Source organism: Endozoicomonas arenosclerae, from assembly GCF_001562015.1.
In the GTDB taxonomy this organism is placed as follows: Bacteria; Pseudomonadota; Gammaproteobacteria; order Pseudomonadales; family Endozoicomonadaceae; genus Endozoicomonas_A; species Endozoicomonas_A arenosclerae.
In genome coordinates this window covers 1-22,671 of record NZ_LASA01000019.1, presented here as the reverse complement: position 1 = coordinate 22,671, position 22,671 = coordinate 1, and the positions used below count along the sequence as shown (strand labels likewise).

Annotated in this window: 9 protein-coding genes and 1 pseudogene; 8 read left to right on the top strand and 2 right to left on the bottom strand. The window is 49.1% G+C overall.

Translation table 11 applies throughout. From position 1 onward, the window contains the following. The 4 genes and pseudogenes from WG89_RS31015 to WG89_RS01865 form a co-directional block, all read left to right on the top strand. Positions 1 to 221: pseudogene (locus WG89_RS31015) on the top strand (IS1595 family transposase); the annotation flags it as partial. A 525-nt stretch (positions 222 to 746) separates the two neighbouring features. Further along, positions 747 to 2,030: a serine--tRNA ligase gene (gene serS / locus WG89_RS01875; protein WP_062260594.1), complete on the top strand. Its 1,284-nt coding sequence runs from the start codon at positions 747 to 749 to the stop codon at positions 2,028 to 2,030. Between the two features lie 137 nt (positions 2,031 to 2,167). Beyond that, complete coding sequence (locus WG89_RS01870; protein ID WP_062260592.1) at positions 2,168 to 9,418, top strand: magnesium transporter MgtE N-terminal domain-containing protein; 7,251 nt, start codon at positions 2,168 to 2,170, stop codon at positions 9,416 to 9,418. Positions 9,419 to 9,541: 123 nt separating this feature from the next. Continuing rightward, a complete protein-coding gene (locus WG89_RS01865) occupies positions 9,542 to 17,191 on the top strand; it encodes a magnesium transporter MgtE N-terminal domain-containing protein (protein WP_062260590.1) in 7,650 nt (2,549 codons plus the stop codon). Positions 17,192 to 17,215: 24 nt separating this feature from the next. Here the strand turns inward: WG89_RS01865 and WG89_RS01860 are convergent, their stop codons facing one another. Then, the gene (locus WG89_RS01860) at positions 17,216 to 18,607 is read right to left on the bottom strand and encodes an MATE family efflux transporter (protein ID WP_062260588.1); all 1,392 of its coding nucleotides are present in this window, start codon (positions 18,605 to 18,607) and stop codon (positions 17,216 to 17,218) included. A gap of 269 nt (positions 18,608 to 18,876) precedes the next feature. Here WG89_RS01860 and cysG point away from each other — a divergent pair, with 269 nt between their 5' ends. Continuing rightward, positions 18,877 to 20,316 carry a siroheme synthase CysG gene (gene cysG / locus WG89_RS01855; RefSeq protein WP_062260597.1) on the top strand — a complete coding sequence of 480 codons (1,440 nt, stop codon included), beginning with the start codon at positions 18,877 to 18,879 and terminating at the stop codon, positions 20,314 to 20,316. Between the two features lie 58 nt (positions 20,317 to 20,374). Here cysG and WG89_RS01850 read toward each other — a convergent pair whose 3' ends face one another. Beyond that, positions 20,375 to 20,938, bottom strand: a complete 564-nt coding sequence (locus WG89_RS01850) for a TetR/AcrR family transcriptional regulator (RefSeq protein WP_062260586.1) — start codon at positions 20,936 to 20,938, stop codon at positions 20,375 to 20,377. A gap of 165 nt (positions 20,939 to 21,103) precedes the next feature. Here WG89_RS01850 and WG89_RS01845 point away from each other — a divergent pair, with 165 nt between their 5' ends. The 3 genes from WG89_RS01845 to WG89_RS29140 form a co-directional block, all read left to right on the top strand. Continuing rightward, positions 21,104 to 22,006, top strand: a complete 903-nt coding sequence (locus WG89_RS01845; protein WP_062260583.1) for a DUF417 family protein — start codon at positions 21,104 to 21,106, stop codon at positions 22,004 to 22,006. A 227-nt stretch (positions 22,007 to 22,233) separates the two neighbouring features. Further along, a complete protein-coding gene (locus WG89_RS01840; RefSeq protein WP_062260581.1) occupies positions 22,234 to 22,482 on the top strand; it encodes a patatin-like phospholipase family protein in 249 nt (82 codons plus the stop codon). A 32-nt stretch (positions 22,483 to 22,514) separates the two neighbouring features. Beyond that, positions 22,515 to 22,671, top strand: a 157-nt coding sequence (locus tag WG89_RS29140; protein WP_172806676.1) for a transposase, incomplete at its 3' end; no start/stop codon positions are given.

Sequence of the window (22,671 nt, the reverse complement as noted above, 5' to 3'; positions counted from 1 at the left end):
CCGGTGAATATGCACGAGATGAGGACGGCGACGGTTTTCATGAGATTCATGTGAATACAATGGAGGGGTTCTGGTCGCTGTTGCGTTCCTGGTTGCGTCCTCATCGGGGTATATCACAAGAGAAGTTACCGCTGTATTTGGGTTTCTTCGAGTGCCTGCACAATATCAAGAAGCGCGGGAAAGCAGCTCTAACCGGTCTTCTGGGAGTGTTGTTTGGATAACTCCCCGGAATCCATTAAGAGCCTTTTTCAAATCCGTCAAGGCGTTTTTCACAGGTAGGGCTGTGACTGCATCAAGTCCTCAAAGTACCTATCTGAGTGGAAATAGAGAAAAAGCTAAAGACAACCCTTATGTTACCCAACCGTTTTCAGAACGAACTGTAGAGCGAAGAGATTCTGCGTCCAGATTGAACAGTAGTTCTGACCAGAATGACAACACTTAGGGATAGAATTATTTTTTTATTGGGCAATAAATTTTCTGATTGTCCGGATAAACAATCAAATGAGTGTTTTTAAATAAAAAATATAAATCCACTGTCATTAATATCTCTGGCTCTCTTTCTGGCCAGGAATGCATAAGTATTCGACTTCCCACCTAAACAATTTCCGTAATTAAGGGGCCTGCCTCTTGTGAATTTGCAGACTTTCCTTATTATTGGTGCTTCACAGAGGTCCGTTCAGGATCTCTGCACTCGTCCTGGTTCAGGACCCCTGGAATTGTTCAAGACATAAGGTTACGGAATTCACATGCTGGATCCCAAATACGTTCGCAGCAACCTCGATGAAGTGGCTGCATTGCTTCGTAAAAAGCATTTCGAGCTGGATGTAGAGAGACTGAACGCTTTGGAAGAGCGTCGCAAGTCCCTGCAGATTCGCACCGAACAGCTGCAGAGCGAACGTAAGTCCGGTTCGAAAGAATTCGGCAAGATCAAATCCCAGGGCGGTGATATCTCCGAACTCAAGGCCCGCATGGACGAGATTTCTATTCAGGTAAAAGAATCTGAACATGAACTCTCTGCACTGCAGGAAGAATTGAACGACCTGTTGCTGGGTGTTCCTAATCTGCCTCATGAATCTGTGCCTGAAGGTAATGATGAAGAGGACAATGTTGAAGTTCGCCGTTGGGGAACACCGGTAGACTTTGAACATGAGATCAAGGATCACGTGGATCTGGGTGAGCCACTGGGTCTGGATTTCGAAACCGGGGCCAAACTGGCAGGTGCCCGTTTTACTCTGATGCGTGGCGGCATTGCCCGTCTTCACCGTGCTCTGGCCCAGTTCATGCTGAATGTCCAGGTTGAAGAGCATGGTTATGAGGAAGTGAATACTCCGGCGCTGGTTCATGATACTGCGCTGCTGGGGACTGGCCAGCTGCCCAAGTTCAGTGAAGATCTGTTCAAGACTGAATGTGCTGAAGCTGAAAAGCCGTACTACCTGATCCCTACTTCTGAAGTGACACTGACCAACGTGGTTCGTGACAGCATTCTCGATGAAGCTGAACTGCCTGTTAAACTGACTGCGCACACCAGTTGTTTCCGCAGTGAAGCCGGTAGTCATGGGCGTGACACCCGTGGCCTGATCCGCCAGCACCAGTTTGAGAAAGTGGAAATGGTGCAGGTGGTTCATCCGGAGAAATCCTTTGAAGCGCTGGAAGAGATGACCGGTCATGCGGAAGCTATTTTGCAGAAGCTGGGCCTGCCTTACCGTGTTGTAGCTCTCTGCGGAGGCGATCTGGGCTTTGGTGCTACCAAGACTTACGATCTGGAAGTCTGGTTGCCAGGTCAGGGCAAGTACCGTGAAATCTCTTCTGTCAGCAACTGCATGGATTTCCAGTCCCGTCGTATGCTGGCTCGCTTCCGTAATCCCCAAACCGGTAAGCCGGAACTGCTGCATACCCTGAATGGTTCAGGTCTGGCAGTGGGCAGAACTCTGGTAGCTATTCTGGAAAACTACCAGAATGAAGACGGCTCCATTAACATTCCTGAAGTGCTTCAGCCTTACATGGGCGGAGTCACTGTTCTGGGCAGATAAACGCTGCCTGAAAACAGGTCTGCTGAGATGCAGACCTGTTCCTTTCTTGCTTTAACCCCTCTCTCTACCGATCCCATCTTAAAATGCTCTGCTCCTGTCGATAACCCTATCAGGTTAATCGGTTTCAGGATGGGCCAATGGCAAAAGTTACAGATTTCATGGGAGTGCTTTCCCAGGCTATTAGTGAACCTTCTGTTGGCAAATCTGGCCCGGGGGCTGAGAGTGTTCGCTTTCAATTGCTGGATATTATCCCCATTCTGGGTCGTGTGAGAAAAAAGAGACAGGAAAAGGCGCGGCTGCTGGATGACTTTGTTGTCGTGGTAGTGGATGACAAAGACATAGAGCAGTTTAAAGGGCACACTAAATCCACCTCAGGTGCCTACTTTGTCAATAACGACTTAGAGCGCCAGGCTGTGCTCCGTCATTATCGGAACAGTCAACCCAAGGGCTCTGTAGTGCACATCACCAAACCAGGTGATTTTGATAAAGATGATCTGATACGAACTGTCACCTGTGACCCGGAAAAAGGCCTCGAAACCAGTGCCGGACGTCTTTATGACGATGAGCCTATGACTCTGGTGATCGACTTCCAGAAACTCAGTCCTGCACAAACCGCTTCTCTGAATGAGTTATTTGATGATCCTCCCCGTTATCAGGGCCGGATTCTGGGGCCTAATATCACGGTCTCGGCTTTCGTCCATGAAAGTATGCTGGACAGCAGCCCCTATAACCCGGGACCTGATTTCTGGCGACGTGTTGACGATCTTGGCGTCAGGGACCTCAAAGACATCGATCAGGAGTCTCTCCTTGGTGATTACGATGAACTCGGTGTAGGTGATCTGGAGGACAGTGAAGACGGGTTTGTAGATGCGCCTAACGTAGGGGAAGAGTACACGGATATCAATTTTCATAATACGGCTGGAAGCTGGCATGCCCATCTGTTTGGGGGGATTCGCATTTCAACCTCGGGTTCTGTGGAATTTAAAGAAGGGGTGTTGGCGGGTCTTCCAGAGGATATAGCCTATCTTAACCTGGTCAATGCCCCCTGGGATGATCCTTCCTTTGAGCGCACATTAGCCACAGCCCACCGAGAGAAGGGTTTCTGGGCTAATGGAAAGTGGGTAAAGCTTCCTCAACAACTGAAACTCTCTCGATCAGTTACCGACCTTGAAAAGATTAATGAAAGGCTGGACAAACTCAGCCCTGGTGAAGAAGGGCAGCCCTATGTCTGTGTCAATGAGCAGTATTTTGATCGTTTGACTTCGGATGTCAGTTTGGCTAACGGTGAACTGAAGCACTGTGATACCTTTGCCTCACTGGTAGAAGGTAAAGCTCCATGCACGGTTATGGTAACGGGTTCACTGGAAGATTATCAGTGGATTCAGCTCCTGAAACGTCTTGAGAGTCTGGAACCCACATCCTCGCTGTCTATTCGCGAAGGTTGTGATCTGCCGGAAGGCTTTTCCCTGTCCCGTTTTGTCCGACCTGTTCAGATAAAGCCACCTGAGCTGACATCTGACTCTGACGATGTCTATGAGTATGTCATTACTTCAAAGACTGACCCCAACACTCTGTTGGCCACTATGCCCATGGCCAGTCAGAAAGCCATGGCCTTCAAGGAAGTCTTCTCGCCATTGATGCAGGCTATGGAGCAGGGCAGGGCTGTCCGATTGGTTGGCTTGGAAACCAATCCTGAGGTAGCCGTGTTACTGGAAACACTGATGGCTTCGCCTCCTTATCTCTATTTGAACGGTCGACGGATCGATTTGCCGGGACTGCAGCTTGAGTGTCCCGTGCCAGCTAAAGCAGGGTTATGGTTGGCAGTCGAGAGCAAGTCAATGACTTCTGTAACAGTGAACACTGGCTGGTTAGCAGAAGTCGCAAACGAGTCGGGGTGCAGTGAGGAGTCTTTGTTGAATGTCATTAAACTGATGCAGTTGATGAAGGAAATTCCCAGAAGTCGTCGTAGGGAATATCCTGACGCCCCTCCAAAGGTGGATAGGGCCTTTCTTGAAAAAGTGATAAGTGAAGTTGAGCGGGAAAGGAAGAGTGACTGCAGTCCTATGGCAACCCACTACCATTGGCAGAAAGCGCTCAATGATTTGTTGGCAAAAGAATATCGTCTTGTCCCGGGCGTGTATGGGTTTATCAAATCTAAGATTGCTGAAAAATTTGATCAGGGAGGCTCACGTCGGGTTGATATTCATGGAGTGCGTGCCTGGCTTGAGAAACACCCAAGGGTAAAAAGACAGGATCTTAAAGAAAGCTATTGGGAGCTGGCTCGATGCTTTAGTCCGGGTTCTTTGATTACACCTGTAAATTTTCCTGGTTTTCTTGATTTAGACGGATATGTCAGTCTATTGGCACAACAGCTGGTTCAACTGGTTCCCGAATCTCAACAGCGACTGCTGTCCAGACGCCTGGGATGCAGGATCAGAGAAATGCCACCATTGCAGTCCTATGACGGTGACCTGCAGGGGCGTCTCTATAATGCGTTGATGGCCGCAGGTCTTGAAAAGAGGGTTGATAAAACGACACCGGTTCATATTCAGGCCGCACAGCTGGCTTCTGAGCTCAGTCAAAAAGGGGTCATGGGCAACCTTGATCAAATGAACGCATTGCTCAAACTGCACTTTAAACCTGATTTGTTGGAGGGGGAGTTCAGTGATTTATGCGACTCCCTGATCCATCGAAGTGACAGTCAGTATCGTCAGAAACGTCGGGTAGCACGTATTCTGGAAAGGCTGGAAACCCATCCCATGATCATGATCAAGGGTGAGGCCGGGACGGGTAAAACCTTTACGGCCCAAGCAGTGGCGAAAGCCTATGCCAGTCGTTACACCGATGAGTCAGAGCCGATTGTTGCTTCCTTAAGTCCGGAACACAAGCAGGAAGACCTCTTTGGATCAGACATTCTGGTGGCAAAGCCGGTAGCCATCACAAAGGACAGTCTCAAGTTTTCAACAGCCAGTGGCACTCTCTGGGCTGCTCTGTGTCAGGTAACGGATACACCGGAACAGAGTGACTCTGTTGAAATAGCCTTTGATCGTGACAAGATCAAGGCATTGAACAAGATATTGGCACCACTGGATCTTGAAGACGAATGTGCAGAGATGGTCAGTCAGCTTCAGGATAATAAAATGGAGTTCTCGGACGGGCCCATTATGAAGTGGGCTCGAATGACGAATCCGCCGGTTCTGATTCTGGATGAAGCCAACCTGGTCAAGGCCGGTGTTTTGCAGCCACTGATTGGGTTGTCGAAAAAACCTCCGGTACTGAATATTCTCGGAAAGGTGATTAAGCTAACGGACAAACACCGGGTCATCATGACCGGGAATCCGGAGAGTTATGATGGGCGGATGATTGACCCTGAGTTGAGGAAACATGTCCTGCCTATGTTTTTCAGGCAGATCAACCGTTCTGTACTCACTGAGTCGATCATTCGTCCCGGCCTGCCTCAGGAATGGCCGCCCGCCCTGTTGGATCATACGGTCAGCACCACAGCTCGACTCTATGATCTTTATAAAAGTGTTTTACCCGCGCATACCTTTGGGCCCAGAGATATCAAAGACATTATTGCCAGAATACGAAGTTTCTGCCCTGATGGAACCCCGCCTTCTGAGCAGGCAATTAATGCCATTATCTGGGAGTCAATGTCCCAGTGCCTCGAAGGTGAAGTAGGCAAGTATCAGGCGCGTGAGGCTCGAGCATTAAAGCACTGGTACAGGAAAAATCATGAGTGTGATTTTTCACCTGTTGAGCAAAGGGCTGCAGCCTTCAATGTTTTTTATCAACAAATGAAGAAAGCCCACGAGGGTGGAAAGTTCGACTTTGATGCTCCCTCCGTAAAATCCCTGGCAATGAAAGTCTGGCAGGAACTGGAAAAAACCGGAGGCAAGCGCGCGACCATTATTGAAGGTGAAGCTGGGCGGGGGAAGGATGCTCTGCTGGATATCCTGTTACCCTTCTGGATGGCTTCAAAAGGGGAAGATCCTGCTTTTGAGCGGATCAATGCCAGTCCTGAAAACTGGGATGAGCTGAAAGAAATGACCCAGCGGGCCATGAAAAAAGGCTCCAAACTGGTGATCAGTGAGTTGAATACTCTGCCCAGTCGCTACCTGGAAGGACTGTTTAACGAAATTCTTGGCGGTGAACCTACACCCGGCTTCAAGTTGCTGGCTACGATTAATCCATCCACCTACAGTGGCCGGGAAAAAATGTCGGAAGCGATGGCCAGCCGCTGTGTCAAAATCGAAATTGACGGGTTCACTCTTAATGAACTCGAAGGTATTTTGGGTCGACGCTTCAAGGAAAAGAAAAAGTTTACCGACTGGCTGGTGGGGGAACATTTCAAGCTGGCTACTCAGTTGGAGAAGCTGGGTTCTTCAGTCCGATTACCTCTCAAGAAGCTGCTCAAAACCGCACAGAAATTACATACTCTGGAAGAAGCTCACTGGCAAAAGGCATTTGACGATGAGTACCGGCTGGCTCGCATGGCTCTTAAAGGGCATGAAGAGGCAGCCGCTTCTAAAACAAGTACTTCGATGAGCAAACGCAGCGACAGAGAGGCAGAGGTTTGTCGTTATCTGAATGAAAAGAGGGAGCGGCCTGTAACAATTATTTTGGATGGGCCGGGCGCCAGTGCCGCCTATCTCAGTAAACGGTCAATCCTGGTATTACCTGATCTTGGACGTGTATCGGATTTGAAAATTCTGGCTGATAAAACGCTCCAGACCTATGACCAGGAAATGACAATTCGCTCCGGGCTTGAAGAACTGGAGGTCGAAGGCATTGAAGAGCCCTGGAATCCAGGAAATGACTCGGAAGAACCCATTGTTGTTGAAGATGAAGAGACAACCCTTGTACCCTTAGAGCATAAAAAAGTACAAGATAAATCAGACACTCCTGTCGATACTCCGCCCTTAACCAGAGCCGCTAAAGAGCAGCAGAAGCCTGCCGCTGTGGATCAATCAACCCGCAGTGAGCAGGATGCTAATGAGCAGCATCTGGCTCGAAAAAAGAAAGAAAACTTCTCCATGCTGGGTCTGGCCACTTCACGACTGCCACGCTCTGAAATGGTGAGTGCCATCATGGGAGCCGGTTCGGGTCTGATGGCTTCTGTTATGAAAATGTCAGGCTCTAAAGAGCTGTCCGAGTTATTGAATGAGTTTATGCCTGCAGTTGAAACCGGGATGAAAATGGCCAGTGATCCGGCTTTTATGAACTCTGTCTGGGAGCATACTTCAGGCAAAGTCAAACGGCAGGTTATAGAGCAAAGCCCTTATGCAGCCAAAGCAATGAACGAGCTGCCTCTTGAGGAAACTTTGCCTGCTTTCAAGTCTGTTCCCATGGATGATGTATCCCAGGTTTTGCTTAAGGATGCACCTGAAGAAGAGCTTCAGGCACTCATCAAGCAGCATTTGCCGCAAGTTGAGGGTGAGTCTGATCTGGCACTGAATCCAGAGAATTTACAGAAGGCACTGGTGTCTGCAAAGGATGACGAGTGGTCAAGGTTGTTGCGCTATGTTCCTGAAAGTCGGCGCTTGCAGATGCTCTCAAAAGCAGAAGATGGGGAATTGAATCAGCTATTGGCGAAGGTTTCTGTCGAGAGTCAGAGCCAGATGATGAGCGAGCTAGGCCCCGAGTTAATGCAGATAGTACTGGCGGAAGTCCCCAAACAGCTGGTTGAGGCCAGGCTGAGCAATCTTTCGGATGAAGAACTCTCAGAAGCAATTAAGCATATACCCGAAGAAAATATGGCAGGTATGATTCAGCAAATGTCCAGTGATACGTTAGCCGCTACGATTGAATCTCTGCCCACTGAAGATGTAAATGCCATTGTTGAGAATGTAAAACTCTCTTCAGTGGCTGCGGCTCTGGCCAAGTTATCGCCGGGAGAACTGGAACAGGCATTGGCGGAAGTCCCTGAAGCCCATCGGGAGAGCATCGTAGGGCAAATCCCCCGGGATAATCTGCCCGACCATCTGAAAGCTGCCCATGGCCAAACCTGGACCGAATATTTTAAGTCCATGGGAACGGGTGTTAAAAGTATGCTCACCGATATGGCGGGTAATGTGACCAGTGATGTCTGGGTTCAGAATGGGAGTGCGAAATCCAATAAGAAAAGGCATGTCGCCACCGCGTTTCGCAAGGGTTTACCCAAAGAAGTGAGAACGCCTTTGATCAACGAGTTTGTAAAACAGCTTGAAGACGAACTGGATCTTGATCTGGATGTAAAAGATAACTTTGCAATTCCTGCTCTGGGCCAGATACATTCGCCTTTTGTTGAGGCTCTAAAGCATAAAGCTGAGGGCGAGTTGGGCAAGAAAGAAGATGAGCAGTTGGTACGATTGGTGGATCTTTTCTGTAAAAATGCCACCCGTCCTATTCATGTGGTTGAAAAAGATAAGAAGAAAATAGATCTGGAAGCATTAAAGAAGAAAAGAAAAGCGGCTTTCGCCAGTTTGGGGTATCACTTAGTCAGTGCGTTCCATATGGCTATGGAGAACCACGGGAAATTCTCTAAAGAGGCCTATTGTTCCATGTTGGGCAAGATGTTGTTTGACTATCAGGCTTTCGAGCCCTCAGCGGTTATTGCCCAGCTTCCTATGTTGCAGGGGCATCCAGACTATGGACGCAAAGCTGAAGAGGCCCTGAACGAATACTACCAGACGCAGCTTGTTCGAAGAGATATTTCACCTGCCATCACCAGGCTCAGGGGAAGCTACGGGCATCTTGAAGCTCATACCCTGAAGGTGCCTTATCTGGAAAAACTGATGAGCTCCAGAGGCATAGATTCGGAATGGAAGTGGGATCCTGCTGCAGGTAAGCTCGATATACCCCGTTTGGCGAGAGTTGCTGCACCTTTTGAAGGGAAAGGCGATGCTACTGAAAAAAACTCTGTGATCTTACCCATCAATATCGGCAGGTTGCGAAAGCTGGCTCAAGAGGAGTTGAAAAAGTGTCCAAGGCTGGACAAACAGAAAAAGATCTCTACGAATGCCAAGAATGAAGTGTTAGCCTGTCTTGAAAAAGCGCTCTATGACTACCGGGACAATGCCGACTGGGCGCTGGTCCAACAAACTCCAGTGACAAGGAATCTATACAGTTCAAAAATACTCAATACTTTAGAGGCTGGCATCTACAGAATGGAAGACATCGGGTATTTCGTATCAGATAGTATGGACGCTTCTAACATTAATTGTCCATCTGTCGTGGCCACTGCCAAGGGTAAAGGGTTCAGGCCCAGTTTTGATCCTGCCCGAATTATGCAATCACTGGGTGAGCCAAATGCGGTGTATATGGATGATGAAAAATTAAGGCATTGTCTTCAGGACTTGTTAAAGCATCTTCCCGAAGAGCTCTTCAACCGGGTTTATGAAACTTAAGGTCTGAGAGGCTGATTAGAAAAAGGCCGGGTATTATGCCCGCCATCATTTCTTGACCCTGCCAGTCAAAATCCCCGCCTGCTGCCGATAGCCTAAACAGGTCAATCTCACGAGTGCACTGGCATGGCTAAAGTTACGGATTTCATGGGGGTACTGTCTTCCGTCGTTTCTGAACCCGCTCACGCTTCCAAAGCGCCCATGGCTGAATCCCTGAAGTACCGGATGCTGAATGTGGTTTCTTTTCTCAAGCTAGGCGAGAAGAAACAGAAGCAGAAAATGCTGGATGACTTTGTGGTGGTGGTCAGGGACAGCGACAGCCTGGATCTGTTCAAGAAAGACATTAAAGCCCCCGCCGGTGCCTACTTCGTCGAGAATGAAAAAGAACGTCAGGCAGTGCTCAATCATTATCGACAGATTCAGCATCCAGGCTCTGTTGTTCACATCACCAAGCCCACGGATTTCGACAAGGATCATCTGGTTAGAACCGTGACCTGCAAGCCGGACAAGCCTCTGGAAACCGGTCCGGGCCGTTTGTATGGGGATCTTCCGCTAACGGTTGTTATAGATTTTCCTGAGTTGAATGCCGCACAAACCGCTTCTCTCAATGAATTGTTTGATACGCCCCCCCGTTATCAGGGACGGTTGCTGGGGCCCAATGTCACGATTGTGGGCCTGATGGAATCCAAGATGCTGGAAAACCGTCCTGGTGTGCCCGGACCGGATTTCCATCGAAGAATGGACAGTCTTGGGGTATCGGATTCACCAGAGCCTACGGAGCAGGATAAAACCGACGAGGAAGTTCTCAGTGTCACCGATCTCGACAGTGAGGAGCTGGAAGCTCAGCCAAATCCTGAAACCAGCCGTGAGCTGGATTTCTTTAAAGAGAAGGGCAGCTGGCAGTCGCTATTGTTGGGTGGGATCCGGCTTTCTGACAAAGGAACACTGGGTTTTGAATCAGGTCTGGTGGTCGATCTTGCCGACGAAACAGAAACGCTGATTTTGACCAATGCTCCCTGGGATGACCCGGACTTTACCCGAACCCTGGCAGCAGCCATGAGAGAAGGGGGATTCTGGGCGAACAATGAATGGATTAACTGGCCCGCAAACCTCAAGCTGGCCTCGAAAAAAACCTCCAGGGCGAGTCTGGTCGAGCGATTCAAAGAGATTCCGGCAGGCAACCCGGCAGACCCCTATGTCTGCATCAATGAAGAATGTTTTGACCGACTGATGTCCGATATCAGTTTTGAAGGAGGTCAGCTCCGTGGCACCAACTCTTTTACCGGTCTTCTGGAGGGGAGAGCTCCCTGTTCAGTCATGGTGTCCGGTAGTCTGAAAGAACATCAGTGGGTTCAGTTAATTGCCAGAATGGAAGGCATGAATCCCAGACCAGCCTTGATGCTGGCTTCGGGTACAAGACCTCCTTCCGGGCTGGGGCTTGATGAGCGTCTTGTCGAACCCACGGCAGGAGAAAGCGTGGTTCTCAAGACTGAGAATGATCTTGAGGCCATGGAAACCGGCGCTGTTTTTGAGTATCACGTTACCTCTAAAACCGATCCGAATACCTTGTTGTGCTCACTGCCTCTGGTAAGTCAGGTATCGATGACTTTCAGTGAAGAATTTTCACCCTTGATGGAAGCTCTTCAGAAGGGTGACAAGGTAAGGATTCATGGCCTTCATACCAATCCGGAGGTCGCTCAGCTTCTGGAATCCCTGGCATCCCCTCATCCTTATGTGTTCCTGAATGGGCGCAGAATTGATCTCCCAAAACTGCAGTGTGAATGTGTCACCTTGCCTGCAACCAAACTGCCAGCGCTCTGGAAAAGCCAGAAAGGTCAGACTGAAGGGGTTCGGCTCAGTAATGATGAATTGATTGAGCAGATCGCCAAAGAAGAAGATGTTGACATTGGACTGCTCAAAAACGTTTCAAGCTTGCTGAACAGTATCAGAACCCTGCCAAGAAGCCGTGGCCGTCGCTACCCTGACAGTCCTCCTCCCTTGAGTCGGGAGCTGTTAACCAAGGTTATCCGCCAGGTTCGTTTTGAGCAGAGTAACGATTGCAGTGAAAAGCTACGGGCTTATCACTGGCAGAAAGCTATGAACGATGTCGTGGCGAAAGAGTATCGTGGAGATCCTTCGGCTTATGGTTTTGTCAAAGCCATGATTGTCAGGCAATACCCTGAAAGAAGACAGAGCTTTACCCACAGGGTGGACATCCACGGGGTGAGAAGCTGGCTGCAGGCACATCCCGCAGTTACCCCGGAGACTTTCAAGAAACATTATTGGGAACTGGCTCGCTGCTTCACAGCAGACGTGCTCCCTGATATTGGTCACTTTGATGTCAATTCTCCAGAAGCTGTGAACCGGCTGATGTCAATGGTGGTTCAGTGTGTTCCCGGGCAGCACCGAAAGGCGCTCTCCAATCAGTTGAAATGTCGTGTACTGGAGCCAGTCCCTTTGCAATATGTGGATGGACAGCTTCTGTCGTTGGTTTACAACGCATTGATGGGTGTGGAGAGCAAGCATCGGGTATATCCAGATAAGTCGGTGCATTGGCAGGCAGATCGATTCGTTGAAGCGCTGTGCAAACCCGGAGTCTTGCAGAGCACTGAGCGTGTCAGGCTGGGGTTGGCAAAAATACTGAAGCCCGAGCTTTTAGAGGGTGATTACCGTGATCTTGCCGATGCCATCGTGCAACGTAAAGGCAGTCGATATCGACAGAAACGTCGTATTCAACGTCTGCTGGGCAAGATCAAGGACAATCCACTGGTCATGCTGAAAGGGGAAGCCGGTACCGGTAAAACCTTTACGGCTGAGGCTGTAGGGCAGGCTTATTCCGATTATCAGAATTACTCTGAGAGTAAGCCTCCTATGGTTTATTCGCTGAGTCCGGAGCATACCCAGGATGAGTTGTTTGGTACCCAGAAGCTGGTGGCCAACCCTGTCACCCTGCGTAAGGAAGATTTGGCCTTCTCCACTGCTCAGGACAGTCTTTGGGTAACACTTTGTGAAATCAGTAATACGCCTGTCAACAGTGAGAATCTGACAGTCGAGTTCAGCAAGGAGAACTGCAAGCTTTTAAAGCAAAAGATGGGCAAGGAGCGCGAGAGCGATTGTTTCGAAGTGATCAGTCGTTTTCAGGATAACCATACCGAACTGGAGCCCGGTCCCATTCTCAAATGGGCTCAGATGGCAGAGCCACCGGTGTTGATTCTTGATGAAGCCAACCTGGTCAAATTGGGTGTTTTGCAACCCTTGCAGGGACTGAACAAGAAACCGCCGGAAATTTCTATCATGGGGCGGGTGATCAAGCTGACAGACAAGCACAGAATCATAATGACCGGTAATCCGGAATACTATGATGGTCGTATAGTTGATCCGGTCCTGCGCAAAAATACCCTGACGCTTTACTATCGTCCCTTCAAAGAATCCATTCTCGCTGAAACCATTGTGGAGCCGGCAATACCGGGTGAGTGGTCTGATGAATTACGTGATTATGCGGTCACTACTGTTAGTGAATTATACGGCCGTTATCGTCAGATTTTGCCTGGACACGCATTCAGTCCGCGAGATATTAAAGACATTCTGGCTCGCGTTAAAGATTACTGTGCTGGTGGGCAGCCTTCCAAAGAAGAGTTCAATGCAGTGCTCTGGCAATCTACCCGTGAATGTCTGGAAGGGGAGATAGAAAAGGGTCAGGCTAGGGAAGCCAGGGCCCTGGAGAACTGGTTTAAGTCAAAGTTTCCCAGCAAGACCGCACTGGTTGAAGTCCGGGACAGGCAATATGAAACCTTCTATCAAGCATGGAGAGCGGCACGGGATCCTCAGGACTTTTTTGATTATGACACGCCGGCCGTTAAATCATTGGCCAGAAGTGTCTGGCAGGAGTTGGAAAAGACTGGTGGCAAGTCTGCCATGGTTATTGAAGGCGAAGCCGGCAGGGGGAAGGATGTTCTGCTGGATCGACTGCTGCCCTTCTGGTTAGGCAGTAAAGCGCGAAAGCCTGAATTTGAAAGAATCAATGCCAGCCCGGAAAACTGGGAAGAGTTGAAGGAGATGGCAGCACGGGCTATGGAGAATGGCACTATTCTGGTGATCAGTGAATTGAACACCATGCCGAGCCGTTACATTGAGGGTCTGTTCAATGAAGTTCTGGGAGGTACTCCGGCTCCTGGTTTCCAACTGATCGCCACCATTAACCCATCCGACTACAGTGGCCGTGAGACATCTTCGGAAGCACTGAAGAGCCGCTGTGTTCAAAAAAGGCTCGACGGTTTCCAGGAGTCAGAACTTCGCGGCATTGTCAGCCGACGCTACCAGAAGCTTAAGAAATTTACCGACTGGCTGGTTTCCGAACACTGGCAACTGGCTCGTAAGCTGGATAACTGCAAGTCACCCGTCCGCTTGCCCCTGGCCAAACTGCTCGATGCTGCCAATAAAATGAAAGACCTGCCCAAAAGTCAGTGGCAAGCCCGGTTCAACAAAGAGTACCGACTGGCTCTGAAGGCGGTTGAGCATGCCGGTAAGGGGGCGTTATCAGGAGCCAAGGTGGATGAAGGCAGAGTGGTTCGTGAGAAAGCGCTTTGTGATTATGTCAATCAACGCTGCCCCCAGCCGGTCACGGTGATTCTGGAGGGAGAAAAGTCAAAGCCTGTTTATGATGAAAGCAGCCGGGTATTGCGATTACCGGACTTGGGCAAACGTCAAAGTCTCCAAACACTGGCATTGTCGACACTGGACAGCCAGAAAAAGAATACCGGCTGGGACTCCGGGCTCAAGACTTTGGCAGAAGAAGGGCAGTTGCATGTCAGGCCATTGTTACCTGAAAAGCTACCTGAAAAGTCTCCAGAGACTGCTGTTAAAAATCCGGTTAAAGGTTCAGAAAGTTCGGTGGACAGTGTGCCCGGCGCTGTATCCGAACCGCAGCACAAGGATAGTGGGGCTTCTGGGTCTGACAAGGTGAAGTCTGAAAAAGAGGAGCAGGCTTCGTCATTGCTCGACTTTTCTTTAGAAGTCCTGTCACCGGAGGACATGAGTAAAACGCTGAAAAGATCTGATCCGGAGTTGCTGGCGAATTTGATGAGGGAAGTGGATCCAGAGAAGACCGCAGAACTCATGTCCAAACACTTCTCTCCTGACGACAAAGCCCGACTGTTGCGTGAAGGCAGCCCTGACATGAAGGCTGCTTTCATGGAGCAGCTGTCCCCTGAGCAGAAGCAGGCTCTGTACAATGCTTCAGGCAGTGGCGATTTTGAAAAAATGATTCAGTCTATCCCTGAAGAGCAGATGGCGTCAGCTCTGATGAAAGTAGACAGAGATCTTCTGGCGACTGAAGTGCAAAAGCATATGTCACCTGAAGATCTTGCCGAACTGATCGGCTTTGACAGTGTCGAAGCCTTCCAGCAAGCACTGGCAGGTGGAGAAAAAGTTGATCCTGAATCGGTCAGCAAACTGACTCAGGCTCTGACCTATGCCTCTCCAGAGCAGAAAGCTCAACTAACCAAACAATTGCCCCATGAGAAGTTTGAGCAATTAACAGGCTCCACGGTTGAAGCACTGGGAGATGCTCATCTGGTCAGTGCCATGAGCCAGGTTGAGAATTCGGAACTGGCCAGGCAGCTGACCAGTCTTGAGAAGTTAACTCAGTCAGGCTCCTCCCAGGAGGCAACTCCTTCACCCAATGACAATATGGCCGCCATGCTGGCAAAGCTTTCACCCCAGCAAAGGGCGAAGCTTATGAGCAACCTGCCTGCCGGAACCAAGGCTGATTTGTTCTCCAATCTGTCCGGTGAAGATCACAGTGAATTAATGTCTCAAGTACCCGATGAAATCGTGACAGACATGTTGGAGCATGCACCCACAGAGCTGCTGTCTTCAGCCGTCGACCAGATGCCCCAACAACTGAATCACGCAATGATGAATCAGGTATCCGGAGACCGACTCAGTGAGATGATGAAGAAAGTACCTGTCAAAGAAGCAGCAGAACTACTGGGTAAAATGAAATCCCAGGAGTTGGCATCAGCGATTCGTCGACAAACCGATGGCAATGTCAGCGAAGTCACCAAGCATGTTACCCGTGGTGGAATAGATAGAGGAATGGAGCAGCTCTCGGGTCGTCAGATCGCTTCTATGATGGAATCCTCCAATCTGTCTCCTGATCTGGTGGAAGAAATTACCAGTAAGTTGCCGCCTGAAAAGTTGCAGGAATTTACCCAGACTCGACATCCTGATATGCAGGATCGACTGGATGAGGAGTACGGTACTAAACAGGAGAAAGGCTGGTGGGGAACTATTAAGTCCGGACTCACTGGGGCCGCAAAAATGGCTGGCAAGGCCGTAGCTGCAACAGGTGGCGGCATAGCGTATGCCTTGTCCAAGGACATGGATGTCGACTCCGCATTACTGCTGGGTAGTAGTGGAGGTGACAGGGATCGCGAAAGCGTAGTGTTAAGAGTATTCAGAAAGGATCTTTCCAGGTCGGATCTCAATTCAGAATTTATCAGGGAACTGATAGTACAGATGAAGGGTGATATGGATATGGATCTGGGGATAAACAGGTACTCAGATCTCTATACGGCATCCCATGTATGGCATTCAATGGACGAGATATTCCAAAAGAAAAATGAAGGTCGTCAGGGAGAGTACGAAGAAACACAGATAGTCAGGCTGGTAGATTTGTTCTGTAGAAACTCTGTTCGGGAAATGAGGCTGGAAAGGAGATCTAAAGAAAAAGAGGCTGATTACAGCAAGCGGGTAGAGCGTTTAAAAGAGCGAAGAAAAGATGCCTTTACCAATACTTGCTGGCAGCTGGCCAGTTCGCTGCACTATCAATTCAAGCAAGGCAGAATTTCCAGAGCTTCTTATGCCAAAATATTGGGCAGTATGACGTTTGATTTCGAGGCGATACCTCCGTCATCCATTATTGGTTTTCTCAAGGTGCTCGAGGGGGATCCTGATTATGGTCATAAAGCCGAGCTGGCAATGAACCAGTATTACGATGAGGAGATACAGGAGCGTGAGATACCCCCGGGAGCCAAGCGTTATTACCATGAAGACACCAATCAGGCCAGGGCACTGCAAGGCATACGATTCAAGATCCCTTATCTAGAGAAGATGATGAGAACCCGGTCTCTGGACAAGGAATACAAGGATACTCCGACAGGTGAAGGACCCGATAGCAACCGCTTGTCCGTCAGGTTGCCGGCCTTTCCGGTAAAAGCCTCTTCATCCGACCGTATTACCATTGTCTGGCCGGTTTGTGTCGATGATTTGAGAGCATCGCTGTACAGGATTGCGAGAGAGCTGTATCCGGAAGAAGTGAAGAAAATGTGTGCTGTTTATAATGATGAGGGCAATTTCAAGCAAGGGCTGTTGCTGATGTTTGAAAAAGCCATGAAGGACTATGCTGAGGAAGCTGACTGGAAGCTGTTGTTGCAAACCCCGACTCATATTGATCCCATGGATAATGAGGAACCGCTCAGCCCCGGAATCTATGGTATGGAACTGGCCGGCTTTATGGTGGCGGATGCGTCGGGCCGGGACGGTTTTAAAGGGGTTCCGGATATACTGTCAAAAGGCGTGTTTGCACAGACACCCAGGTTTACCACTTCTGCCGACCCTTCCAGGGTTCTGGAAGCGATGGATAAACCCAATGCGGTTTATCTGGACCCCGTCAGGATGGAAGATTGCATCAGGGATTTTCTGTGCAATGTCGATCCTGATGAAATGAAGCAGATGCAAAGAGTGGCCTGGATGCAACGTACTCCGGAAAAATGAGGTCTGAAATAAACCAGAGCACATTCAAGTGCTCTGGGTGACAGGTTCAGAGAGCAGATTTTTCAGCCAGCGTCGTGAGAATACTCTGAAAAGTACCATCAGAGCCTTGGACAATTCTTCAAACAGGCTGAAAATAAATACCAGGTACAGCGGCAGCCCCCAGTAAACAGCGAGGCAGGCCATGGGTATGCCAATACCCCACATGGCAACGATGTTAATGATGGCGGTGGCTTTGACATCCCCGCCACTTCTCAGCAGTCCAATAATCCCCATCAGGTTAATCACACGAATACATAATCCAATACTGGCGACGATCATGGCTTCCTGAGCCATGGTCATGGTGGTTCCTTCAAATTTGCCAAACAGAGTGACGACATCAGTGCGGAAAATAATCAGCAGGGCACCGATAAACAGGGCAATAAAAGGAGACATGATCAGCATCATCCAGCCCTGTCGCCAGGCTTTATCATAACGTTGTGCACCTAATTCCTGGCCAAGAATGATCGAGCCGCCCACACCAAATCCGATAAACAGTGAAATCAGGATGGCTTCAATGGAAGAAATGGCCGACATGATAGCCAGCTCATTCACGCCAATACTGGCATAGATGACACTGTATACGATCAGACCAAACGCCCAGGAACCATCTTGCAACACTATGGGGACACTGACTTTGAAGTAGCGACTCAGCTCCTTCTTTTTCATGCCCAGATCAACATCCTGTTTTTTTGGAATCAAATGGCTTCTGAACTGCTTTATGTACCAGAGCAACAGAGCCGTCTGAAAGAACCTGGAAAGGGTTGTGCCCCAGGCAGAACCGGCCACCCCCAGTTCCGGGAAGCCGAAATGACCGAAGATCAGGACATAGTTCAGGATGACATTGACCACAATGGCATAAAAGCCAACCCGGGTTGGTGTTCTGGCATCACCGGATGCTCTCATGGCCGCTTCCAGAGGTACGACAATAGCCGCACAAATAATGGAGGGAGCGGTGATCAGCAGGTATTCAATAGCCAGTCGGGTTAATTCCGGGTCGCTGGTTGAAAGACCAATAACCAGGTCTGGCAACAACATGTAGAAAGCTACGAAAGGCAAAGTAATTAGAATCGAAGCCAGCAATGATTGAACCAGAGTTCTCCGTAACCCGGCTGTGTCTCCAGAACCAATGAACTGCGAGGCAAGAATACTCATGCCACTGCCCAGAGAGGCCGTCAGAATCAGGTTGAAGAAAAAGATTCTGTTACCCAGACCTACCGCTGCTACAGAGGTTTCGCCCAGCTGACCCACCATCAAAATATCGATCAATCCCAGCAGGGAAAACATCATTGATTGCAGGGAGACAGGCAGGGCCAGACGCCAGAGTTTACGGAAAAACTCCCTGTCCGCAGTAGCACTCAGTGAAGCGGCTTTATTCATTCAGAACCCGGTAAAAATTGGTATGAGACTGTCAGGCAATCAGTTTTGAATTATTCGGCGAGAATGATAAGAACTACAGTGCCAATGATCAGTTAGGGATTACCGAATAGGAATGGAATAAGCTCCAAATTATTTTTTCTTATTAGCGCATAAGCATTCACGGTAGAATGGCGCGCAACGATGAGAGAAATGCGCCTGGACCCCGCTCATGAAGCGAAGGCAGCATTTCCTGGAAACAATAATGATAACTGGAAGAGAGAGTGGCCCGAGTGGATTATTTGCCGTTATTCCTCGAAGTTCGTGATCGTCCCTGTTTGTTGGTGGGGGGAGGCGACATTGCCCTGCGCAAGGCCAGGTTATTGAACGATGCCGGTGCCCATATTCAGCTGGTGTCTCCGGAGATTCACCCTGATTTAAAAGTGCTGATTGAGTCAGGTTTCCATGCCTATAGGCAGAAAGTGTTTGAAGCCTCTGACCTTAACGGCGTCTGTCTTGTAATTGCCGCCACCGACGATCCAGTTGTGAATTCTGAAGTAGCCGCGCAGGCGAAAGAAAAAAACCTGTTTGTGAATGTGGTGGATGATGCTGAATCCGGCAATGCCGTGATGCCCTCTATTGTTGACCGCTCTCCTGTGATGGTGGCTTTTTCTACTGGAGGCAAAGCTCCCGTTCTGGCTCGTATGTTGAGGCAACAGCTTGAATCAATCCTGCCTGCTGGTTATGGCCGTCTGGCAGAACTGGCCGGACAGTTTCGATCAAAAGTAGCCGGTAAGTTCAGTCACATTAATGATCGACGGTATTTCTGGGAGCGGGTATTAACGGGCCATGCGGCCGAGAAGGCTATTTCGGGTGATGTCGAAGCTGCACAGCGTCTGATGGAAGAAGAGCTGGCAAAGTCTGAGCCGGTTTCCACGGGTGAGGTGTATCTGGTCGGTGGTGGTCCGGGTGATCCGGACCTGCTCACATTTAAAGCGTTGCGATTGATGCAGCAGGCCGATGTTGTGCTTCATGATCGACTGGTTTCAGAGCAGGTGTTGTCGTTGTGCCGCAGAGACGCTGATTATATTTACGTGGGTAAAAAGCGTGATCGACATGCCCGACCCCAGGAAGAGATCAATCAGTTGCTGGTGGATCTGGCCAAAGAAGGCAAACGGGTGTTGCGACTGAAAGGTGGCGATCCCTTTATTTTTGGTCGGGGTGGTGAAGAGATTGATACTCTGGCCGAAGAGAACATTCCTTTTCAGGTGGTGCCAGGCATTACTGCGGCATCCGGTTGTGCCAGTTATGCCGGTATTCCCCTGACCCATCGGGATCATGCCCAGTCAGTAAGATTTGTAACCGGTCATCTTAAAGACGACAGTTACAACCTGAACTGGCATGAAATGGTCGATCCATCCCAGACTCTGGTGTTTTATATGGGATTGATGGGGCTTTCCAGAATCTGTGAAGAGTTGCATAAACACGGACGCAGTCTGGATACCCCCATTGCGCTTATAGAGAAGGGAACCACTCAGAAGCAAAGAGTGTTTACCGGAACCCTGGAAAACATCAGTCAGATCGTAGAGGGGAATACAGTGAAAGCTCCCACTTTGATCATTGTTGGAAGTGTGGTGCAGCTTCATCACAAGCTGAAATGGTTTAATCCAGACAATGCCTGGTGCAGCCAGGTGTCATACTGCATACCGTTCGCACTGAGCCTGTCGAAGTGATTACCAGAATCCTTCGACAGGCTCAGGATGAACGGAGTGTGTGCATTAGCGCTTTGTTCTACTGGGCAGTTATGATGTCTATGTAAAGTGTTTCAGCCATATCAATCAGAACGGGTTCCTGTGACAGGTGCAGTGTTGAGAGCAGCCCGTTGAAGGCCATTTCTGCTTTAATGGCCTTTTTTCCCGCCTCTGGAATATCGTTGGCTTTAAGCAACTGCTCTATTCGGTTAATGACACTGCTTTTGTAGTGCGTGCAAACGCCGCTGATTTTCTCGTTGACCTGAGCGTATTCACTGAAGGCCAGTTGAAAGTAGCAGCCATGAAACTGTCCCAGATCCACTCCTTTTCGCAAAGCATCAAAGCGGGCGGTTAGTTTCTCATGGAGGGTCAGGGATTCATCTGACAGTAACCGATCCAGGTTCTCCATTGCCAGATCACTGTAGCTTTCCAGCGCACAGGCGATGAGGTTTTCTTTTGTGGCAAAGTATTTGTAGATGGTTGCCTTGGACAGTCCCGTTTCTGCAGTAATGCGGTCCATGCTGGTGCCATGAAAGCCAAATCGGGAACAAAGCTCTACCGTTTTTCGGATGGCATTCCGTTTCTTTTCCTCTGTTCTTGTCATGGCAGTCACCTGATTTAACTCGCTGACAAAAATAACAAACTAAACGATTTAGTTCAAAACTTGTTTGACAGCTATCTGCTTGCCAATTATGGTGCTTAGCAATAAAAATGAACTAAATAGTTTATTTTTATATTTGTGGAATTATAAATCGAACAGGACAGTTTTATGCGTCAATGGGTTAATGTTTTCAATACATGGAGGTCCAGTGAAAAAGGGCTGGTGATCTATCTGAGTCTGGTGTGTGCGATCTATCTCATTTGGCTGGGAGGGCTTAAGCTGACCGAGCCAGAGTTGAAATCGATCCAGTACTGGCTGGGTAAAAGTCCGCTTTTCGCCCCCTTGCTTTCCTGGCTGGGTGGCTCTGTCATTGCTGTTCTGATGTTGATGTTTGAAATCACAGCAGGCTTGCTGCTTCTTTCAGGTCTTTCCAGACCCTTAGCAGGCGCAGTGGGAGCGGCAATGGCCTCACTGGTTTTCCTGCTGAACTTTCTTTTCCTGTTTACCAATCCTGTCTGGGTCAGCAGTCTGGGGGGATTCCCGTTCCTGGGGTCAGGGCAGGGGATTGTGAAATACCTCTCTATGTTCGTAGTCGCTGCCTATGTTCTGGTTTTCCAGCTTGAACAGATGAAATCAGGTAGAAGTCTGGAGACGTTCAAAGTCTGGCTGACACGTTTGGCATTTGCAGGGGTTGCCATTGTTATGGGCTGGATTGGCTGGCTGAAATTCTACACCTTTGAAGCGGAGGGCATTGTCAGGCTGATGGAATCCAACTTCCTGTTCAGCTGGACATATCTGATCTGGGATGTACAGGGGGCTTCCAACTTTATTGGTATTGTGGAATGGCTCTTTCTCCTGCTTCTATTGTGCATGCCCATGAATCGAACGTTGGGTCGACTGGGTGTGTTGGGAATAGCCGCTACTGCTTTTGGTACCCTGACCTTTCTGTTTTCAGTACCCGGCTGGAATGAAGATGCATTCTTTCCTCTTCTGAATGGTTCTGGTGTGTTTTTTATCAAGGATCAGCTGTTGCTGGCCTGCGCACTGATCATCGGCTACCGGTATTCATGAACTTTGTGAAGAAGTTAATTATTGAGTTCTAATCAGGGTCATAAATTAAATCAATTTCAAAGAGTACGCTCGTCGCAATATCCTTTCACTGTCTGATCAGGAGATGATCAGTCAAGCCCGGAAAAGCACCCTGACCTCATCCGGCTTTCTGAGCCGGTGGGGTTTAAATACAACAGTCTGCGTCCAATTTCCTGGACTCCCTCTGCGTTATTGATGAGATTATTACCATGCCAGGAAGACACATATCCTATTCAGCACAAAACTTTGATGGTCTGTCCTATCTTGCCCAGGATGTTGCCAATGTGGCCCTGGTGACGGAAGGGGGAGGGCAGCGCGGCATCTTTACGGCAGGTGTGCTGGACGCTTTTTTGCAGGCTGAGTTTAATCCTTTTGGTCTTTTGATAGGCACTTCATCAGGCGCCTTGAATCTCTACGGGTCATATTCCCCGCAGCTTGCTGCGTTTCTGCGGCATTAGCCGCAGCATGAACTTGTGACTACATTTTGTGGATGGCTAAAAGTAGGTTCATCCACAAATCCCACAATGTCACTGTTCTTATGTATCACTTGGTCTGTCCAGCAAAGTATCGAAGAGTGGTCTTTAGCGATGAAGTAGACAAGACGTTGAAGGAGGTATGCTTGGCTATCTCAGAGCGTTATGAAATTT